This is a genomic window from Actinomadura sp. GTD37, assembly GCF_041951365.1.
Classification (GTDB): Bacteria; Actinomycetota; Actinomycetes; order Streptosporangiales; family Streptosporangiaceae; genus Spirillospora.
On sequence record NZ_JBGNUS010000001.1, the window covers coordinates 2,752,196 to 2,772,310 of the forward strand.

The window sequence follows — 20,115 nt, forward strand, 5'->3', positions numbered from 1 at the left end:
GCCGGGACGACCGGCGGCCCGGACCCCGCGAGCGGGGTCTCCCGCACCTGAAACCCCAAAGGAGTCCGAACATGACAGCGGGCGTCGCCGACGTTGGCAGCCGAACCCCCCAACCGGACATCTCCGGCACCGTTCCGTTGCCCGAGCGCATCGCGGTCGTGGTGTTCGTGGCCGCGCCGATCATCGGCGTGCTGGCTGCCGTCCCCTTCCTGTGGGGCTGGGGGCTCGGCTGGACGGACGTGGCCATCTTCGCCTTCCTGTATCCGCTCAACGCGATCGGCATCACGGTCGGCTACCACCGGCATTTCACGCACGGCGGCTTCAAGGCCAAGCGGTGGCTGCGGATCGCGCTCGCCGTCCTCGGCGGGCAGGCGATGCAGGGGTCGGTCATCCGGTGGGTCGCCGACCACCGCCGCCACCACAAGTTCTCCGACCAGGAGGGCGATCCGCACTCGCCGTGGGCGTACGGGCCGGGCGTGTGGGGCCTCACGAAGGGGCTGTACCACGCGCACATGGGCTGGCTGTTCAGCAAGGACCGGACGTCCCGCAGCAAGTACGCGCCCGACCTGCTCAGGGACAGGGACATCCGGTTCCTGTCCCTCGACCCCGTGTACGCCGTGATCGTGCTCTCGACGTTCCTCGTCCCGATGGGGCTCGGCGCGCTGCTGACGTTCTCCTGGCACGGCGCCCTCACCGCGCTGTTCTGGGCGGGCCTGATGCGGGTGTTCGCCGGCGAGCACATCACGTTCTCGATCAACTCGATCTGCCACGTGTTCGGCAAGGAGGACTTCAAGACCCGCGACAAGGCCCGCAACGTGTGGTGGCTGGCGATCCCGTCGTTCGGGGAGTCCTGGCACAACCTGCACCACGCCGACCCGACCTGCGCGCGGCACGGCGTCCTCAGGGGCCAGCTCGACATCAGCGCCCGCGTCATCTGGATCTTCGAGAAGCTCGGCTGGGTCTGGGACGTCCGCTGGCCCGACCACGAGCGCCTCGCCGCCCGCCGTGTCACCGGCAACGGTGCCGCCCAGACCGGAGAAGCAGCATGAACGACCTCCCCGCCCTCGACCGGACCCCGCTGATCGAGCGGCTCGCCCGCTTCGCCAAGGACTTCCCCGGCGACCGCGCGTACACGTTCATGGACTACATGACGGACCCGGACGGCATCGCCACGGACGTCACCTGGGGCGAGCTGGACCGGCGCGCCCGCTCCATCGCCGCCGCGATCCGCCGCGCCACCGAGCCGGGCCGGCGCGTCGCGCTGCTCGCCCCGCAGGACCTGCACTACGTCACCGGGTTCCTCGGCGCGATGTACGCCCGCGTCATCGGCGTCCCGCTGTTCTCCCCGGACCTGCCCGGCCACGGCGACCGGCTGCTCGCCGTCTACCAGGACGCCGAGCCCGACGTCGTGATCACCACGAGCGCGTCGCTGCCGGCCGTCGAGTCGTTCCTGAGCGGCGAGTCCGTGCGCGCGCCCGCGGAGATCATCGTCGCGGACCGGGTGGACCCGGCGCTCGACTGGGCGCCGGAGCCGATCGACCCCGACGACGTCGCCTACCTCCAGTACACCTCCGGCTCGACCCGGACCCCGGCCGGCGTCATCATCACGCACGGCAACTTCGCGACGAACGCCGAGCAGCTCTGGCGGACGTTCGAGGGCATCCCGCGCGAGTCGTCCGGCGTGAACTGGCTGCCGGTGTTCCACGACATGGGCCTCGTCACCACGGTGGCGCTGCCGCTCGTGTACGGCAACCCGGGCGTGATCATGGACCCGGTGGCGTTCATCATGCGTCCCGTCCGCTGGCTGGAGCTGCTCAGCGAGCAGGAGCACGCGTTCACCGGCGGGCCGAACTTCGCCTACGAGTACCTCACCGCGCAGGTCACCGAGGAGGAGAAGAAGAACCTCGACCTGAGCGGCGTGCAGGTCTTCATGAACGGCGCGGAGCCGATCCGGGAGAGCACGCTCACCGGCTTCTACGAGGCGTTCAAGGACTGCGGGCTGCGGCCCGAGGCGCAGGTGTGCGCCTACGGCCTGGCCGAGGCGACCGTCTACGTGTCGGCGTCGTCCCGGTTCCGGACGCCGACCCGGGTCGCGTTCGACCACGAGGGGCTCCGCCGCGGCGTCGCCGAGCCGTGCGCGGCGGACGCGCCCGGCGCGATCCAGCTGATCGCCTGCGGGACGTCCTACGGCCAGCACGTCGCCGTGGTCGACCCGGAGAGCGGGGTGCGGCTCGCGGACGGGAAGGTCGGCGAGATCTGGGTGCACGGCCCGAACGTGGCCGCCGGCTACTGGGGGCGTCCCGAGGCGACCAAGGAGACGTTCGAGGCGAAGCTGTCCGGCACGGTCGGCGACCTGCCTCGCGGGCCGTGGCTGCGCACCGGCGACCTCGGCGTCCTGCACGACGGCGAGCTGTTCGTCACCGGCCGGATCAAGGACCTGGTCATCGTCGACGGCCGCAACCACTACCCGCAGGACATCGAGTTCACCGTGTCCGGCGCGCACGAGGCGATCCGCCGCGAGTACACGTGCGCGGTGTCGGTCGACACCGGCGACACCGAGGGCCTCGTCGTGATCGCCGAGCGGAACCGCCGGGTGCCGGTCGCGCTGCTCGACCCGGCGGAGGTGGCGCAGGCCGTGCGGACGGCGGTGAAGCAGCAGCACGACCTCCGCGTCCACGAGTTCGTGCTGATCGAGCCGGGCGGCCTGCTCCGCACCAGCAGCGGGAAGATCGCCCGCGCCGCGTGCCGGCTCGCCCACCTGGACGGGACGCTGCCGGTCACCGAGGCCGGCGCCAGGGACGAGTGACGCTCACGCCTGCTCCCCGTCCGCGGCGTCCCGCAGCCAGACGGGGAGCAGGAGCATGAGCTCCAGCCGGATCGCCGGGTCCTCGATGTCGTAGTCGAAGAGCTCGTGGAGCTGCGCGAGCCGGTACCGGACGGTCTGCGGGTGCACGCACAGCGCCTCGGCCGCGTCGGTCGCGTTGAAGCCGTGCTTGAGGCACTCCAGCAGCGTCATCGCGAGCCGGGCGCCGCGGTGCGCGCCGACCGCGGTGAGCGGCGCCAGCCGCCGCCGCGCCGCCGCCTCGGCGAGCGTCCAGCCCTCCTGGAGCAGCAGGTCGGGCATGTGCCGGTCGGCGTGGACGAGGCCGGGCCCGGTCGGTGCGAGCCGCCCGGCCGCCATCAGGTCGAGCGTCCGGTGCGCCCAGTGCAGCGAGACGCCGGCCTGGTCCGCCGGCACCGACGGCCCGACCGCGCCCGTCCAGCCGCCGAGCGGGGCGGTGAGCCGGTCGGTCCCGCCGGGGCGGTCCGGATCGGGCATCACCAGGCACGGCCGGCCCCGGTCGAGGCCGCTCAGCAGGAGCGGCGGCAGCCCGGCCGGGCCCTCGCCGCCGCTGCCGGGGCGCGGGCGCAGCACGATCACCGCGAGCCGCTCGGGCAGCGCCCAGCCGGCCAGGTTCGCCTGCTCGACGACGACGTCCTTCGGCGCCGCCGGCTCCGACAGCAGGAGGCTGAGCAGCCGGCTGCGCCGCTGCTCCCGCTCGCCCGCCGTCTTCTCCCGCGCCCGCGCGTAGCCCTGCGCGGCGGCGGAGGCCAGCAGGTCCAGGTAGGCGAAGTTCACCTCGGTCAGCGAGACCACCAGCGCGCGGGGCTTCTGCAGCCGCTCGGCCTCCCGCGACATGTACCGCCACGCCGTCCGGGACGCGACCCGCAGCGCGTTCTGCAGATGCTCCAGCGAGCGCCCCTCCATCGCCTCGCCGTAGCCGATGTCGAAGAAGACCTGGTGGACCTCTTGCCAGGACGCGTCCGGGTCGGCGATCATCTGCACGAAGTGCCCCATGCCCCGGGTGATCGCGACCCGGATCACCTCGGTGTAGACGGGGTCGTCGGGCCGGCCGTACTCGGGGACGTGCCGCAGCACCCCCTCGACCATGGTGTCCGCCAGGGCCGGAAGGTGCGGGCGCATCCACTGCGCCTCCTCGCGCGCGACGTCCCGCCAGGGCTCCCTCGCCAGGTCGTCTATCTCCGCGGACGTCTCGTACAGTTCCGTCAAAGTGTCACCTCCAGCGCCGGACACCCGGGGCAGCCAGGCTAAGTAACCCACATCACACAAGACACTCACATCGGTGACAAGGCGCCCGGCCGCCTTGTCACGCCCGGCGAATCCAACAGACGAAAACGGACAAATCGCTCTTCCGTTTGTGGCTCGGCGACGGTGCGCGGCGCGGCGCCGTTCGCGTGCGATCCTGGCGGGTAACGGAGTCTGCCGGAGGTCGCCTGATGGATCGCGAAGCCGGGCCCGCCGCGGGGGCGGACGGGCGGCGGCGGATCGCCCGCACCGACGTGCTGCTCGCCGACCCGCGGCTCGCCGAGGCCGCCGCCCGGCTCGGCCGCGGGGTGGCGAAGGCGGCCGTCGTCGCGGCGCAGCGGAGGGCGCGGGCGGGCGAGATCCCGCCGGACGCGGTGGCCGACGCCGCCGTCGCCGCCCTTCCGGCGACGGCCTCGGGGCTGCGTCCCGTGATCAACGCGACCGGGGTCCTGCTGCACACGAACCTGGGGCGGGCGCCCCTGTCGGACGCCGCGCGGGACGCCGTGGCCGTCGCGTCGGGCGCGACCGACGTCGAGCTCGACCTGGAGACCGGGCGGCGGGCGAAGCGCGGGCGGTCCGTCCTGGCCGCGCTGCTGGAGCGGGTTCCGCAGGCGGAGGCGGCGCACGTCGTCAACAACGGCGCGGCGGCGCTCGTGCTGGCCGCGGCCGCGCTCGCGCCCGGCCGCGAGATCGTCATCAGCCGCGGCGAGATGGTGGAGATCGGGGACGGGTTCCGGATCCCCGAGCTGCTCGCGGCGGCGGGCGCGCGGCTGCGGGAGGTCGGCACCACCAACCGCACCACGCCGGACGACTACGCGGCCGCGGTCGGCGACGAGACCGGCCTCATCCTGAAGGTGCACCCGTCGAACTTCCGCATCACCGGGTTCACGCGGGGCGCGGACGTCGCCGAACTGGCCGGGCTCGGGGTCCCGGTCGTCGCCGACATCGGCTCCGGGCTCCTCGCGCCCGAGCCGCTCCTGCCGGACGAGCCCGACGCCGCGTCCATGCTCAAGGCGGGCGCGCACCTCGTCACCGCCAGCGGCGACAAGCTGCTCGGCGGGCCGCAGTGCGGGCTCGTCCTCGGCCGGGACGACCTGGTGCGCGCGCTGGCCCGGCATCCGCTGGCGCGGGCGCTGCGGGTCGACAAGATGACGCTCGCCGCGCTGGAGGCCACCGTCCGGGGGCCGCGCACCCCCACCGAGCAGGGGCTGCGCGCCGGCGTCGACGGGCTGCGGGAGCGAGCCGAGCGGCTCGCCGCCCGGCTGCGGGACGCCGGGGTGGACGCGGCCGCCGTGGCCAGCGAGGCCGCCGTCGGCGGCGGCGGCGCGCCCGGCGTCGTCCTCCCGAGCGCGGCCGTCGCGGTGCCCGAGTCCTGCGCGGCCCGGCTGCGGCGGGGCGTCCCGGCCGTGATGGGACGGGTCGAGGACGGCCGCTGCCTGCTCGACCTGCGCTCCGTGCCGCCCGAACGGGACGAAGACCTGGCCGGGGCGGTCCGGGCGGCGGCGCGATGACGCACGTCGTCGCCACGGCCGGGCACGTGGACCACGGCAAGTCGACCCTCGTCCGCGCCCTCACCGGGATGGAGCCCGACCGCCTGGAGGAGGAGCGCCGCCGCGGCCTGACGATCGAGCTGGGCTTCGCCTGGACGACCCTGCCCGGCGGCGACCGCGTCGCGTTCGTGGACGTCCCCGGGCACGAGCGGCTCGTCACCACGATGCTCGCCGGGGTCGGGCCCGTCCCGGCCGTCATGTTCGTGGTGGCCGCCGACCAGGGGTGGCAGCGGCAGTCGGAGGAGCACCTGGCGGTGCTGGACGCGCTCGGCGTCCGGCACGGCGTCCTCGTCGTGACGCGCCGCGACCTCGCCGGCGCGGGCGCGGCCGGACAGGTCCGGGACGAGGCGCTCGCCCGCATCGCGGCCACCTCGCTCGGCGAGGTCGAGTCCGTCATGGTCAGCGGCGCGACGGGCGAGGGCCTGGACGGGCTGCGCGCCGCCCTGGAACGGCTCACCGCGTCCCTTCCCCGCCCCGACGCGACCGCCGACGTCCGGCTCTGGATCGACCGCGTCTTCACGATCCGGGGCCGGGGCACGGTCGTCACCGGGACGCTCGGCGCCGGGACGATCAGCGTCGGCGACCGCCTCGCCGCCGGCGGCGACCTCGTCCGCGTGCGCGGCCTGCAGAGCCTCAAGGAGGACCGCGACCGCCTCGGCGCCGTCGCCCGCGTCGCCGTCAACCTGCACGGGGGCGCGGCGGAGCCGGGCCGGGGCGACGCCCTGCTCGCCCCCGGGCGCTGGCTCGCCGCCGACGTCGTCGACGTGCGGCTGCGCGGCGAACCGGCGGCCGACCTGCCGCGCGAGCTGACCCTGCACGTCGGCACGGCGGCGGTGCCGGTGCACGTCCGGCCGCTCGGCCACGACACCGCGCGGCTGTCGCTGCGGCGGGCGCTGCCGCTGCGGGCCGGCGACGTCGCGCTGCTCCGCGACCCGGGCGCGCACCGCGTCCCGGCCGGGGTCACGGTCCTCGACGTCCGCCCGGAGCCGTTCCGGCGGCGCGGCGCGGCGGCGGCGCGGGCCCGCGAGCTGGCCGCCGTCGGCGGACGTCCCGACGGCGCCGCCGAGCTCCGCCGCCGCAAGCTGATCAACCGGACGGAGCTGGCCGCGATGGGCTTCCCCGTCCCGTGCGAGCCGGTCGCGGGGGACTGGCTCGCCGACCCCGGCCATTGGGCGGACCTCCGCGACCGCCTCCGCGCGGCCGTCGAGGAGCACGCCGCCGCGCATCCCGCCGACCCCGGCCTCCCCGCCGACGCCGCCCGCCGCGCCCTCGGCCTGCCCGACCGGGCGCTCGTCGAGGCCCTCGCCGGCGGCCTGCACCGCCGCGACGGCCGGATCTACGGCCGGGCGACCGCGCCCGAACTGCCGGAGCCCGTCCGGCGGGCCGTCGACGCCGTCCGCCGCGACCTGGCCGAGGCGCCGTTCCGGGCGCCGGACGCGAACCGGCTCGCCGAACTCGGCCTCACCCCGAAGATGCTCGCCGCCGCCGCCGCGGCCGGCGCGCTCCTCAAGGTCGGCGACGGCGTCGTCCTGCTGCCCGGCGACGACGCCCGCGCCGCCGCACTGCTCGCGGGCCTCGGCGGCCCGTTCACGCTGAGCGAGGCGCGCCGCGCGCTCGGCACCACCCGCCGCGTCGCCGTCCCGCTCCTGGAGCACCTGGACGAGAAGGGCTACACGACCAGGGTGGACGACCTCCGGCGGCGCTGCACAGAGGGGACGACATGACCGGGACGACGCCGAAGAGGCTGACGCAGTACGCGCACGGCGGAGGCTGCGCCTGCAAGATCCCGCCCGGCGAGCTGGAGAGCATCGTCGCGGGCCTGAACACCGTGCCCGCCGCCCCGAACGCCGAGCTGATCGTCGGCCTGGACACCGGCGACGACGCCGCCGTCGTCCGGCTGCCCGGCTCCCGCGGCGGGCTCGCCGCCGTCGCCACCGCCGACTTCTTCACCCCGGTCGTCGACGACCCCTACGACTGGGGGCGGATCGCCGCCGCGAACGCGCTGTCGGACGTCTACGCCGTCGGCGGCCGCCCGCTCGTCGCGGTGAACCTGCTCGCCTGGCCCCGCGAGGTCCTGCCGTTCGAGCTGGCCCGCGAGGTGCTGCGCGGCGGCCTGGACGTCGCCGCCGAGGCGGGCTGCCACGTCGGCGGCGGCCACAGCGTGGACGACCCCGAGCCCAAGTACGGCATGGCCGTCACCGGCGTCGCCGACCCCGCCGCCCTGCTCCGCAACGACACCGGAAAGCCCGGCGTGCCGCTCACCCTGACCAAGCCGCTCGGCATCGGAGTCCTGAACAACCGGCACAAGGCGACCGGCGAGGTCTTCCCGCACGCCGTGGCGGCGATGGCCGCGCTGAACCGGGACGCGTCCGCCGCCGCCCTCGGCGCCGGCGCCGTCTGCGCCACGGACGTGACCGGGTTCGGGCTCCTCGGGCACCTCTACAAGCTGGCCCGCGCGTCCGGCGTGACCGCCGTCGTCGACGCCGCCGCCGTCCCCTACCTGGACGGCGCCCGCGCGGCCCTGCGCGCCGGGTACGTCAGCGGCGGCACCCGCCGCAACCTCGACTGGGTGGCGCCGCACACCGACTTCGGCGGCACGCCCGAGGAGGACCGCCTCCTCCTCGCCGACGCGCAGACGTCCGGCGGCCTCCTCGTCGCGGGCGAGATCCCCGGCGATCCCGTCATCGGCGAACTGGTCCCGGCCGGGGAGCACCCCCTCGTCATCCGCTAAAGCTGGGTGCCCGTGTCCTCGGTGACGCCGGCCCGCTCCCGGTAGCGGCGGACGAGCGCGCCCGCGGCGGCGCCGCGCGGGCGGCGGCCGGGGCGGATGTCGCACGTGAGCGCCTTCGCCTCCTGGATGTGGGTGTTCGGGTCCAGGGACAGGTGCAGCAGCTCGTTCGCGGCGTCGCCGGTGCTGTAGCCGTTCGGGCCCCAGTGGTAGGGCAGGCCGATCTGGTGCATCGTCCGCCCGGCCACGACGAGCGGCGACATCCGGTCGGTCACCAGGACGCGGGCCTCGACGACGGCGCGCGGGCTGACGATCGTCGCCCAGCCGCCGTGCGCCAGGTCCCGCATGGCCGCGAGCTCCGGCGACACCTCGCAGAAGAACTCCGGCTGCAACTCGGCCAGGTACGGCTGCCAGCGCGACATCCCGCCCGCCGTGTGGTGCTCGGTGAGCCGGTACGTCGTCGCCACGAACGGGTAGACGTCCGCGCCCGGCGCGGCGCCGCTCGGCGCGTACCGGTTGTCGGGATGCGGCGGCAGCAGGTGCCGGACGGGGTTGCACTGCTGCCCGTACAGCGGGTTCGTGAACGGCGACTCCTGCGGCTCGTAGTGCGCCGGCAGCGGGCCGTCGGTCAGCCCGGCCGGGACGAACAGCCACGCCTTCCCGTCCGCCTGCATGATGAACGGGTCGTCGCCGGCGAGCGCGTCCGGGCCCGTCGCGTCGCGCGGCGGCTTGTAGTCGGGCGGGCGGTCGGCGATGAAGTCGGGCACGTCATGGCCCGTCCACGTGCCCTCGTCCGCGTCCCACCAGACGTAGGCCTTGCGCTCGCTCCACGGCTTGCCGTCCTTGTCGGCGGACGCGCGGTTGTAGATGATGCGCCGGTTCATCGGCCACGCCCAGCCCCATTCGGGCGCGACCCAGCTCTGGTCCTTGCCGGGCTTGCGGCGGGCGGGCTGGTTGACGCCGTCCGCGTAGCAGCCGCAGTAGATCCAGCAGCCGCACCTGGTCGACCCGTCGTCCTTCAGCTGCGTGTAGGACGACAGCGGGTTCCCGTCGGCGTCGAAGCCGTTGATCTCGGCGAGCACCGCCTCCGCGTCCGGCTCGTCCAGCCGGCCGTGCGTCGGGTAGTCCCACGTCAGGTCGAGGACCGGACGGTCCATCTCGTCGTCGGACCCGGCGAGCTTCTCCCGGATGATCCGGCCCAGGTGGTACATGAACCACAGGTCGCTGCGCGCGTCCCCGGCGGGCTCCACCGCCGCGTGGTGCCACTGGAGCATCCGCTGGGTGTTGGTGAAGCTGCCGTCCTTCTCGGTGTGCGCGGCGGCGGGCAGGAAGAACACCTCGGTGCCGACGTCCTCGGTGCGCATCTCGCCCGACTCGATCTCCGGGCCGTCCTTCCACCAGGTCGCCGACTCGATCAGCGAGAAGTCGCGGACGACGAGCCAGTCGAGGTTCGCCATCCCGAGCCGCTGGATCTTGGCGTTGGCGGACCCGACGGCCGGGTTCTCGCCCATCAGGAAGTAGCCCTTGCACACGCCGTCGATCTGCGCCATCGCCGTCTCGTACGTGCTGTGCGAGCCGGTCAGCCGCGGCAGGTAGTCGAAGCAGTAGTCGTTGTCCTCGGTCGCCGCGTCGCCCCAGTACGACTTCAGCAGGCTCACGGTGTACGCCCGCATGTCGCCCCAGAAGCCCTTCTTCGCCGACTCGCCCTGGACGAACGCGTCCAGGTCCTCGTTGGTGTGCGCGTGCGGCATCGGGATGTAGCCGGGCAGCAGGTTGAACAGCGTGGGGATGTCCGTCGAGCCCTGGATGGACGCGTGGCCGCGCAGCGCCAGGATGCCGCCGCCGGGCCGCCCGATGTTGCCGAGCAGGCTCTGCAGGATCGCCGCCGTCCGGATGTACTGGGCGCCGACCGTGTGCTGCGTCCAGCCCACCGAGTAGACGAACGCGGACGTCCGGTCCCGGCCCGAGTTCTCGGTGAGCAGCTCGCACACCTTCAGGAACTGGTCCTGCGGGACGCCGCAGATCCGCTCGACCATCTCCGGCGTGTAGCGCGCGTAGTGCCGCTTGAGCACCTGGAACACGCACCGCGGGTGCTCCAGGTCCGGGTCGCGCTCGGGGTCGCCGACGCCGATCGCCGGGCCGCCCGAGCCGTGCGCCTCGCCGCGCCCCGCCTCCGCGACGGACTCGAGCTGCTCGTCGTACTCCATGTCGCGATCGCCGGCGGCCGACTGGACCTCCATGCCCGCGTACTGCCACGTCGTGTGGTCGTAGCTGCGCTTCTCCGGGTCCAGGCCGGAGAACACGCCGTCGAGGTCCTCGGTGTCGCGGAAGTCCTCGCCGAGGATCACCGGCGCGTTGGTGTAGGCCACCACGTAGTCGCGGAAGTACTTGTCGTTCTCCAGGACGTAGTTGACGATCCCGCCGAGGAACGCGATGTCACTGCCCGCGCGGAGCGGGACGTGCGCGTCCGCGAGCGCGCTGGTCCGGGTGAACCGCGGGTCCACGTGGATCAGTTTCGCGCCGCGCGCCTTCGCCTCCATCACCCACTGGAACCCGACCGGATGGCACTCGGCCATGTTCGAGCCCTGGATGACGATGCAGTCCGAGTTCTGCAGGTCCTGCTGGAAGGTGGTCGCGCCGCCGCGTCCGAACGAGGTTCCCAGACTGGGAACGGTGGAGGAGTGTCAAACGCGGGCCTGATTCTCGATCTGCACCGCGCCGAGCGCGGTGAACAGCTTCTTGATCAGGTAGTTCTCCTCGTTGTCGAGCGTCGCGCCGCCGAGGCTGGCGACTCCGAGGGTGCGCCGCACCTGCCGGCTGTTCTCATGCCACTGCCAGCCGCGTCGGCGCGCGTCGATCACCCGGTCGGCGATCATGTCCATCGCCGTGCCGAGGTCGAGCGGCTCCCAGTCCGTGCCGCCCGGCCGCCGGTAGAGGACGCGGTGCTCGCGGGCCGAACCGGTGGTCAGCTGGAGGCTGGCCGAGCCCTTCGGGCACAGCCGGCCCCGGCTGACCGGCGAGTCGGGGTCGCCCTCGATCTGGGTGACCGCGCCGTCCTTGACGTACACGTCCTGCCCGCAGCCGACCGCGCAGTACGGGCAGACGGACTTCACGACCTTGTCGGCGGTGCTCACCCGCGCCTCGATGCGCTCGGTCCCGGCGCTCTTCGCCGCGGCTCCGCGGCCGAGCGGGTCGTCGCCGGTGAACTGGCGGTAGACGGGCCACGACTCGATCCATGTGCGAACGCCCACGTCACACCACCCCTCACCGTTGGCGCGCCGTCCACCTACCCGCCGCCCGATCCGCAAAACAAAGCCGTGGCCGACTTTCCGGACGGCACGGGGGCAGGGCGGCGGGCGGCGGGTGCGGCGGTCAGCGGACGGCGAAGGCGGCGAGGTTCGTCGAGATCGGTTCGGGCCCTCCGCCGTTCTGGACGGCGGACGCGGTCAGCACGTCGAGGTGCTGGTAGCCGGGCGCGATGACGTCGCCGGGCTGCGGGTCGCGGGACCCGAGGCCGTCGCCGGCCTCCAGGTTGAGGATCGGGTTCGCCGCGATGCCGCCCTCGTGGACGGCGTCGTCCGCGATGCCGGGCGAGCCCGCCAGCGCGATGTCGGTGACCATCTTGGTGGGGAAGTAGTGCTCGGTGAAGTCGAGCGGGTGCTCCGACAGGCTGCGGGCCAGCTCGGCGATGTCGGTGACCTCCTTGCCGGCGGACGTGAACGGCGTGCCGTCCTTGGACGTGTGGCCCGGGTCGTCGGGCGCGCCGACGCGGTCGTAGTTCCGCCACGTGAACAGGGGGCCGCCCGGCTCGTCCGGAATCGCCTTCTTGTCCTTGCCGAGCAGCGCGGACAGCCCGCCGAGCCCGAGCGCGTCGAGGTTGTTCGGCGCCGGGAACTCCTTGTCGACGATCTTGCCGCCGTCCCAGAAGCCGACGCTGGCCTGCATGAACGCGAGCGGCTGGGAGTTGTCGTCCAGCAGCCCGCCGAGCGCGGCGGCGTTGCTGAACCGGAAGTCCTTGACCGTCGGGGAGCCCTTGAGGAACGTCGGGTAGTCCTTGGAGAACAGCAGCCGGTACGTCATGTCCTGGTTGAACCCGGACGGGACGTACGTCGCGAGGTCGGAGAGGCCGCCCGGGTCGAGGCCGGCCGCGAGGCCCGCGACGCCGAGCAGGTTCATCGTCTCGGTGTTGACCACCGCCGGGGCCGACAGTGCCCGCGGGATCACCCCGGTGTCCAGCCCGGCCTGGACGGCGCCCGCGCCGAACTGGACGAGCGGCACCCACTCCTGCGGGATCTGGCCGTCCATGCCCGGCAGCCCCGTCGAGATCCGGGTGTCGAGCGCGAAGTAGCCGGAGCACTGGTTGTAGCCGGCGTCGTCCGTGGTGGAGCGGTTCCCGTCGAAGTCCCATTTCGCGAAGAACCCGGTCAGGACGCCGCCGAGGGAATGGCCGCCGCACAGCATCGTCCGCTTGCGCGCGGCCTGGTCGGGGAGCTCGTGGACCATCAGGTCGTACTGGTCGCGGACGGTCTGCTCCAGGCCGACGTTCTGCAGCCATCTCACCTGGTCGTTGCTCTGGTAGCCGGCGAACCTCCGCCCGTCCACCTCCTTCTGCCGGTAGTAGTAGTCCACGGCGAGGTGGGCGTCCTTCGCCTTGAGCCCGGCCTGGAGCCCGGTCGGGTCCTCAAGGCAGTTGGACCGCCGGTCCAGCGCCCAGAACTCGATGTGCCTCCCGCTCTTCGCCGCCGCCGACACCGTGTTCCGCGCGACGCTGTCGAACGCGCCCGCGCCCTCCAGGATGCCGGGCTGCGCGACGAGGATCCGGTCGGCCCGCGCCGACTCGGCGGGCCCGTCCTTGTGCCGGAACCGCAGGTACGACAGCCAGTCGCAGGTCTCCGGATGCGGGCCGGCGGAGGCCGGCAGCGGCACCCTGACCCGCACCGCCGACTCGCTGACGTCGGTGACCGGCGAACCGGACGGGACGGGCGTCTCGGACCGGTCCGCCTCGCGCGCGCTCACCGGCCCGGCCACCGCGCCGAGGACCAGCGCGGACGCGGCGAGCACCGCCGCGGGGAGTGCAGGAAGCCCCATCACGTGCTCCTTTTCCGGAGGCGATCGGTCATGGGGCAACAATGAACCCGTCGTTCTGCCGACGACAGTCGTCCATTTGCACAATCTCCGCGCGGCTCTTGTCCCGCCGCGACAAAGCCGTCCGGAAGCGCCGGTCAGGAGAGGACGGCCGAGCCCGCCTTCGCCGCCAGGTCCGCGAACTCGGCGCGCTCGGACGGCGTCAGGGCGCGCTCGTACACCCTGGCCGCGAGGCGGTCGGTGATCTCGTCGGCCTCCAGGAGGAGCGGCTTGAGCTCCGTGCAGTCGGGCAGGTCGCCCTGCCAGGCGAGGAACCGGGCCCTGTCGTCCCCGCTGCGGGTGAGCACGGCCTCCAGCGGAGTCAGGCCGACCGCGGTCGTCGCGACGAGGTGCAGCGCCCCGCGCAGCTCGCGCAGCACGTGCAGCGCCTGCACCAGCCGGGCGGGGCCGCCGTCCGGCAGGGGCTCGGCGCGCCAGCCGGCGAACAGCGGCAGCGCCGACCCCTCGGCCGCCGCGGCGGCCCGCTCGGCGAGTGCGCAGAGGCGCGGGTCGTCCGGGAGGCGCTTCTCGGCCCAGGCCGTGCACGCCGTCGCGTACCGCCGCGCCGCCTCGCGGGCCCCGGCGACGGCGACGCCCTCGTCCCACATGGCCCGGACGAAGCCGGGCTCGAACCAGCCGAACGACGCCGACACGACGCTGGCGTCCACGTCCCCGAGCACGCCGCCGCGCCCGGCGACGTAGAACGCGAACGGGTTCGCGTACCCCAGTTCCTTGCCGTGCCGGGAGACCGCCGGGTCGAGCATCCACGCCGCGCCGATGTCGTGGACGACCGGGTCCGCGGCCCGTACGGTATCGGCGGCGCTCAGTTCCGGCATGGGGGCTCCTCGGCTCGCGGGGGGACCGGCGAAGGGTCGGTAAGCGGGAGATTACCTCCCGGCCGCCGGGGGGTGCCAGTCGAGGCACACCACGACCGCGTCGTCGGCGAGACCGGCGCCCTCGTGGTACTCGATCAGCTCGTTGATGATGGTCAGCGGCACCTCCGCCGCGTCCTGCAGGCGGCTGCGCCGGGTCGCCTGCTCCAGCACGAGCGTCCCGAACTCGCCGCGCGCGGTCCGCGCGGCGAAGACGCCGTCGCTGACGATGACCAGCCGGTCGCCGGGGGCGAGGCCGAACTGCTGCGGGCGGTACTCGGTGTCGGGGAACATGCCGAGCGGGAGCTGCTGCTCCAGCGGCACCCGGGTCACCTCGGTGCCGCGCAGCCGCAGGATCCGCGGCGAGCCCGCGTCGATGACGTGCACGGTCCCGCTCGCGACGTCGATCCGCATGACGAGGGTCTCGGTGAACTCCCGGCCGCCGTAGCGGGCGTGCACCATGTCGTTCGCCAGGCTCGCCTGCTCGCCGAGGTCGGCGCCGGAGCGGCGCGCGTTGCGCAGCGCGCCGACGGTCAGCGAGGTCAGCAGGGCCGCGCTGATGCCGGTGCCCGCCCCGTTGGTGACGGTCAGCGCCAGATGGTCGTGCTCGGCGGACCAGTCGAAGTTGTCCCCGCCGATCGAGTACGCGGGCTCCAGGTGCCCGGCGAGGCTGAACCCCTCGTCCGCGCACGCGTGCCCGGGGAGCAGCTGCCACTGGAGCTCGGCGGCGAGGGTGAGGCGCTGGCGGCGCCGGGCCCGCTCGTACCGGTCGGTCCAGTTCCACGCGACCTTCAGGGCGGTGCCGAGCATCTCGCCGATCTCCGCCAGCGCGTCCGGGGTGCCCCAGGGCCCGGCCGAGACCACTTCGAGGACGCCGAGCCGCTCGCCGCGCGCGGTCACCGGGATGTAGGTCGTCGTGTCGCGCGGCCCGCCGTCCGCGCCGTCGCCCTCCTCGGGCACGGCGAGCAGGACGCCGCGGGAGACGTAGGCCCGCCCCGCCGTGCTCTGCCGGATGGCGACCGCGTCGTCCTCGCCGGAGCGGGCCGCGCCGGAGCCGGCCTCGCCGGGAAGCGGCGCGACCGGCAGCAGGACGCGCGTGTGGTAGTCGCTCACCAGCAGCCGGACCCGCGAGACCTGCGGGTACTCCCGGACGATCGCGCCCGCCAGCGCCTCGGGCACCGCGTGCGCGGGCGCCGCCCGCAGCACCCGCTCGATCCCGGCCGGGCCGTGCCCGCCCGCCGCGCGTCCCCCCTGCTCGGCCCCGGCCGGACGGCCCTGCTCAGCCCCGGCCGGGCGGCCCTGCGTGCTCATCGCGACCCCATCTCCATGATGCGGCCGTCCCGCGCCTGTGCGTAGGCGGGGGCCGTGGACCGCAGGGGGAAGACTGTCAAAGAGTTTGCCCTATAGCAAATACTTGACGTCGAGCTGTGGACGGACGCCCTGAAACCGGGCGAAACCACGGGGATCCGCGGGGGTCAGGCCGTCCGGGAGTCGACCGCCCGCCCGCCGCCCGGCGCCCGCCGCTCGGACGCCTGGCCGAACTCCGTCAGCGCGTCGATCAGCCGGGCCCGGGACCCCGGCGACAGCAGCACCAGCACGTCCCGCACGGCCGCGCGCCGCCGCCGGACCAGCTGCGCGTGCAACTGCTCGCCCTGGTCGCTGAGCCGGACGATGATCTCCCGCCGGTCGGCGCGGGCGGGCTCGCGCATGATCAGCCCGGCGGCCTCCAGTCGGTCGCACAGCCGGCTCGTCGACGAGGGGATGGCGCCGAGCTCCTCGGCCAGCCCGCCGAGGTTCAGCTGCCCGGCGCGCGAGATCGCCTCGACGGCGCGCAGCTGGATCGGCGAGATCGCGGGTTCGAGCCCCTGCTCCGCGCGGCTCCACAGCAGCGCCGTCGTGCTCAGCACCCGCTCCACGGCGGCCGCGACATCGTCCGGGACGCCGCCCGTCCCCTCGCCCGCCGGCTCGTCGCCCGGCGGCCGCGGTCGTCGCTGACTCACACCCTCGGCCTTTCGCACGGAGTCCTCTTCGGCGGGCCGGCGCCCGCGGGCGCCCGCCTCGCCCCCGGCGGCATCGCCGCGGCTCGTCCCGGCCGTGATCGGGCGGTGCGGTCGCGGGCGGTACCCCACGATAGAGGTTAGGGGCGGCGCGGCGCGACGGCCCGGGGCGGCCCGGCGCGCGGCCGGGCGGCGAGCGCGTCCGGCCCGCCCTCGGTACCGGGGTCGTCCCAGGTCCGCGGCGCCGTCTCGGACGCCCGCGCGCCGCGGCCGTCCTCGCCGGACTCGCCGTCCGCCGCCTGGAGAGATGACTGGTGGACGGCGCCGCCGCGCGCCGTCCGCCTGTTGACATTCTGCTGAGTTAGCGCAAACATTCGGGTCGTAGTGATGGCTCGGCTCGGGGAGGCGATGTGGCCGCCGAATCACCGGAGGCGCCCGACGGCCGGCGGCTGGCGGTGATGGAGGACGTGGCCGCGATGGCCGGCGTCTCGGCGATGACCGTGTCGCGCGTGCTGAACACGCCCGAGAAGGTGCGGCCGCAGACGCGCGCCCGGGTGATGGCGGCGGTGCAGGCCCTCGACTACCGGCCGAACTCGGCGGCGAGGGTGCTCGCCACCGGCCGGTCCGGGGTGCTCGGCGTGGTCAGCTTCGACACCACGCTGTACGGGCCCGCGTCCACGGTGTTCAGCATCGAGCAGGCCGCCCGCGAGCACGGCTACAACGTCAGCATCGTCAGCCTCAGCTCGCTGAACCGGCGCTCGATCGGCGAGGGCGTGGAGCGGCTGCGCGCCCAGTCCGCCGACGGGATCATGGTGGTGGCCCCGCACCAGTCGGCGGCCGACGGGCTGCGGGAACTGCCCTCCGACACCCCGCTGGTCGCGGTCGGCGCGGCCGGGGACGTCCCGTTCCCCGCCGTGGCGGTCGACCACCGGGACGGCGCCGAGCGCGCCGTCCGGCACCTGCTCAGCCTCGGGCACGACACCGTCGTGCACCTCGGCGGCCCCGCCGACTGGGTGGACGCGAGCGGCCGCGCGGCCGGCTGGCGCGCCGCGCTGGAGGCCGCGGGCCGCGCCGTCCCCGCCATGCCGGCGGGCGACTGGAGCGCCAGGTCCGGCTACGAGCACGGCCGGCAGATCGCCGCTGACCCCGAGGTCACCGCCGTTTTCGCGGCCAACGACGCGATGGCCCTCGGCCTGCTGCGCGCGCTGCGCGAGGCCGGCCGCGACGTGCCGGGCGACGTCAGCGTCGTCGGCTTCGACGACGTCCCCGAGGCCGCCTACTTCCCGCCGCCGCTGACCACCGTCCGGCAGAACTTCGGCGAGGTGGGGCGGCGCGCGTTCGCCCTGCTGCTGGACCGGATCGAGGGGGCCTCCCGGCCGGTTCCCGAGCCGTCCGGCGCCCGCCGCGTGGTCGAACCCGAGCTCGTCGTCCGGGAGAGCACCGGGGTGCGCCGCCGCACCTGACCCCCGCCGGTACCGGAGAGCCCCTTCGTCGTCCCGTTGATGTTAGCGCTAACAGAGGAGCGGACATGACAGAGTCCCCCCTGGGGGCGGACCCCCAGACCCCCGGGGCTTCGCCCGGAGGGCGCTCGGAGCACACCGCGCTCCGCACCGAACTCGCCGACCTGCACAGGATGCTCGTCGAATGCGGGCTCGTCGTGTGGACGGCCGGGAACGTCTCCGCCCGGGTGAGCGGCGACGCCTTCCTGATCAAGCCGAGCGGCGTCGCCTACGCCGACCTCGCCCCCGAGTCGATGGTGCTGTGCGACCTGGAGGGCGCGCCGATCGGCGAGGCGCCGCTCAGGCCGTCCAGCGACGTGTTCGCCCACGCGTACGTGTACCGGCACCGCCCCGACGTCGGGGGAGTGGTGCACACGCACTCCACCTACGCGACGGCGTGGGCGGCGCGCGACGAGCCGATCCCGTGCGTGCTGACGGCGATGGCGGACGAGTTCGGCGGCGAGATCCCGGTCGGCCCGTTCGCGCTCATCGGCGGCGACGACATCGGCCGCGGCATCGTCGAGACGCTCGCCGGGCACCGCAGCCCGGCCGTCCTCATGCGCAACCACGGCGTGTTCACCATCGGCGCCGACGCCCGCGCCGCGGTCAAGGCGGCCGTGATGTGCGAGGACGCCGCCCGCACCGTCCACCTGTCCCGCCAGCTCGGCGACCCGCTGCCGATGGACGCCGGCGACGTCGACCGGCTGTACGACCGCTACCAGAACGTCTACGGGCAGAGGGGCCGACCATGAGCTTTCCGAACCGCGAGATCTGGTTCCTCACCGGCAGCCAGGGCCTGTACGGCGCCGACACCCTCCGCCAGGTCGCCGAGCAGTCCGGGGCGATCGCCGCGCGGCTCGGCGAGGCGCTGCCCGTCGCGCTCCGCTGGATGCCCGTCCTGACCGACGCGGACGCGATCCGCCGGACGTGCCTGGACGCGAGCGCCGACGACTCCTGCATCGGCCTCATCGCGTGGATGCACACGTTCTCCCCGGCGAAGATGTGGATCGCCGGCCTGGACGCGCTGGCCAAGCCGCTCCTGCACCTGCACACGCAGGCGAACGTCGAGCTGCCCTGGCACTCGATCGACATGGACTTCATGAACCTCAACCAGGCGGCGCACGGCGACCGGGAGTTCGGCTACGTCCAGTCGCGGCTCGGCGTCGCCCGCAAGACCGTCGCCGGGCACGTCGCCGACCCGGCGGTGGGCGCGCGCGTCGCCGGGTGGGCGCGGGCGGCGGCCGGGCACCACGAGCTGCGCACGCTGAAGCTCGCCCGGTTCGGCGACAACATGCGGGACGTCGCGGTCACCGAGGGCGACAAGGTCGAGGCGCAGCTCCGGTTCGGCGTCTCCGTCAACACCTACGGCGTGAACGACCTGGTCGACGTGGTGGACGCCGTCCCGGACGTCGACGTCACCGAGCTGGTCAAGGAGTACGAGGACGTCTACGACGTCGCCGCGGCGCTGCGCGCGGGCGGCGAGCGGCACGCGTCGCTGCGCTACGGCGCCCGCGTCGAGCTGGGGCTGCGGACGTTCCTCGGCGAGGGCGGCTTCAAGGCGTTCACCACGAACTTCGAGGACCTCGGCGGGCTGCGGCAGCTGCCCGGCCTCGCCGTGCAGCGGCTGATGGCGGACGGCTACGGCTTCGGCGGCGAGGGCGACTGGAAGACGGCGGCGCTGCTGCGCACGCTGAAGGCCGCGGCCGCCGGGCTGCCCGGCGGCACCTCGTTCATGGAGGACTACACCTACCACCTGGAGCCCGGCAACGAGCTGATCCTCGGCGCGCACATGCTGGAGGTCTGCCCGTCCATCGCGGCCGGGCGCCCGTCGCTGGAGATCCACCCGCTGTCCATCGGCGGGCGCGAGGACCCGGTGCGGCTCGTCTTCGACGCCGAACCCGGCCGCGCGGTCGTGGCGGGCCTCGCCGACATGGGCGACCGGTTCCGGCTCGTCGCGAACGAGATCCAGGTCGTCGCGCCGCCGGAGCCGCTGCCGCGGCTGCCCGTCGCCCGCGCGGTGTGGCGCCCGCTGCCCGACCTGCGCACGTCCACCGAGGCGTGGCTGACCGCGGGCGCGCCGCACCACACCGTCCTGTCCGCGGCGCTCGGCGCGGACGAGCTGGACGACCTCGCCGAGATGGCCGGGGTCGAGCTGCTCACCATCGACGCCGGCACCACGCTGCGTCAGTTCACCAAGGAGATCCGCTGGAACCAGGCGTACCATCGCCTGGCCCGCGGTCTGTGACGAGCAGGTCCTG

The 20,115-nt window shown here is 74.4% G+C and carries 15 protein-coding genes; 8 read left to right on the top strand and 7 right to left on the bottom strand.

Annotation, left to right across the window (positions count from 1 at the left end):
- Nucleotides 1-71: 71 nt before the first annotated feature.
- On the top strand, nt 72-1,049 hold the full coding sequence (locus ACA511_RS13470; protein ID WP_375024530.1) for an acyl-CoA desaturase: 978 nt from the start codon (nt 72-74) through the stop codon (nt 1,047-1,049).
- Entirely contained in the window at nt 1,046-2,806 is a 1,761-nt protein-coding gene (locus tag ACA511_RS13475) for a fatty acyl-AMP ligase (protein ID WP_375024531.1), read from the top strand. The genes ACA511_RS13470 and ACA511_RS13475 overlap by 4 nt, the downstream gene beginning before the upstream one ends.
- A 3-nt stretch (nt 2,807-2,809) precedes the next feature.
- Here ACA511_RS13475 and ACA511_RS13480 read toward each other — a convergent pair whose 3' ends face one another.
- Nucleotides 2,810-4,051: a helix-turn-helix domain-containing protein gene (locus ACA511_RS13480; protein ID WP_375024532.1), complete on the bottom strand. Its 1,242-nt coding sequence runs from the start codon at nt 4,049-4,051 to the stop codon at nt 2,810-2,812.
- A 227-nt stretch (nt 4,052-4,278) separates the two neighbouring features.
- Here ACA511_RS13480 and selA point away from each other — a divergent pair, with 227 nt between their 5' ends.
- Genes selA through selD form a run of 3 tightly spaced genes read left to right on the top strand, consistent with a single transcriptional unit; the run spans nt 4,279 to nt 8,368 of the window.
- The gene (gene selA / locus ACA511_RS13485) at nt 4,279-5,598 is read left to right on the top strand and encodes an L-seryl-tRNA(Sec) selenium transferase (RefSeq protein ID WP_375024533.1); all 1,320 of its coding nucleotides are present in this window, start codon (nt 4,279-4,281) and stop codon (nt 5,596-5,598) included.
- Entirely contained in the window at nt 5,595-7,361 is a 1,767-nt protein-coding gene (locus ACA511_RS13490) for a SelB C-terminal domain-containing protein (protein ID WP_375024534.1), read from the top strand. Before selA ends, ACA511_RS13490 begins: the two co-directional genes overlap by 4 nt.
- Nucleotides 7,358-8,368, top strand: a complete 1,011-nt coding sequence (selD, locus tag ACA511_RS13495) for a selenide, water dikinase SelD (protein ID WP_375024535.1) — start codon at nt 7,358-7,360, stop codon at nt 8,366-8,368. The genes ACA511_RS13490 and selD overlap by 4 nt, the downstream gene beginning before the upstream one ends.
- On the opposite strand, the gene fdh is transcribed toward selD, so the two are convergent.
- The 6 genes from fdh to ACA511_RS13525 all read right to left on the bottom strand — a co-directional run bounded on the left by fdh (nt 8,365) and on the right by ACA511_RS13525 (nt 16,732).
- Complete coding sequence (fdh, locus tag ACA511_RS13500; RefSeq protein ID WP_375024536.1) at nt 8,365-11,616, bottom strand: formate dehydrogenase; 3,252 nt, start codon at nt 11,614-11,616, stop codon at nt 8,365-8,367. The genes selD and fdh overlap by 4 nt on opposite strands.
- A gap of 121 nt (nt 11,617-11,737) precedes the next feature.
- A complete protein-coding gene (locus ACA511_RS13505; protein ID WP_375024537.1) occupies nt 11,738-13,453 on the bottom strand; it encodes a hypothetical protein in 1,716 nt (571 codons plus the stop codon).
- A gap of 134 nt (nt 13,454-13,587) precedes the next feature.
- Entirely contained in the window at nt 13,588-14,325 is a 738-nt protein-coding gene (locus tag ACA511_RS13510) for a hypothetical protein (protein ID WP_375024538.1), read from the bottom strand.
- Nucleotides 14,326-14,376: 51 nt separating this feature from the next.
- Nucleotides 14,377-15,672 (bottom strand): PP2C family protein-serine/threonine phosphatase, encoded by a 1,296-nt coding sequence (locus ACA511_RS13515; RefSeq protein WP_375024539.1) that lies wholly within the window; start codon nt 15,670-15,672, stop codon nt 14,377-14,379.
- 164 nt (nt 15,673-15,836) lie between these two features.
- Nucleotides 15,837-16,361 carry a MarR family winged helix-turn-helix transcriptional regulator gene (locus ACA511_RS13520; protein ID WP_375024540.1) on the bottom strand — a complete coding sequence of 175 codons (525 nt, stop codon included), beginning with the start codon at nt 16,359-16,361 and terminating at the stop codon, nt 15,837-15,839.
- Between the two features lie 137 nt (nt 16,362-16,498).
- The gene (locus ACA511_RS13525) at nt 16,499-16,732 is read right to left on the bottom strand and encodes a hypothetical protein (RefSeq protein WP_375024541.1); all 234 of its coding nucleotides are present in this window, start codon (nt 16,730-16,732) and stop codon (nt 16,499-16,501) included.
- Between the two features lie 84 nt (nt 16,733-16,816).
- Between ACA511_RS13525 and ACA511_RS13530 the strand changes: the two genes are divergently transcribed.
- The 3 genes from ACA511_RS13530 to araA all read left to right on the top strand — a co-directional run bounded on the left by ACA511_RS13530 (nt 16,817) and on the right by araA (nt 20,102).
- On the top strand, nt 16,817-17,821 hold the full coding sequence (locus ACA511_RS13530) for a LacI family DNA-binding transcriptional regulator (protein WP_375024732.1): 1,005 nt from the start codon (nt 16,817-16,819) through the stop codon (nt 17,819-17,821).
- Nucleotides 17,822-17,886: 65 nt separating this feature from the next.
- Nucleotides 17,887-18,609 (top strand): L-ribulose-5-phosphate 4-epimerase, encoded by a 723-nt coding sequence (locus ACA511_RS13535; RefSeq protein ID WP_375024542.1) that lies wholly within the window; start codon nt 17,887-17,889, stop codon nt 18,607-18,609.
- A complete protein-coding gene (araA, locus tag ACA511_RS13540) occupies nt 18,606-20,102 on the top strand; it encodes an L-arabinose isomerase (RefSeq protein WP_375024543.1) in 1,497 nt (498 codons plus the stop codon). Before ACA511_RS13535 ends, araA begins: the two co-directional genes overlap by 4 nt.
- The last annotated feature ends 13 nt before the right edge of the window (nt 20,103-20,115 follow it).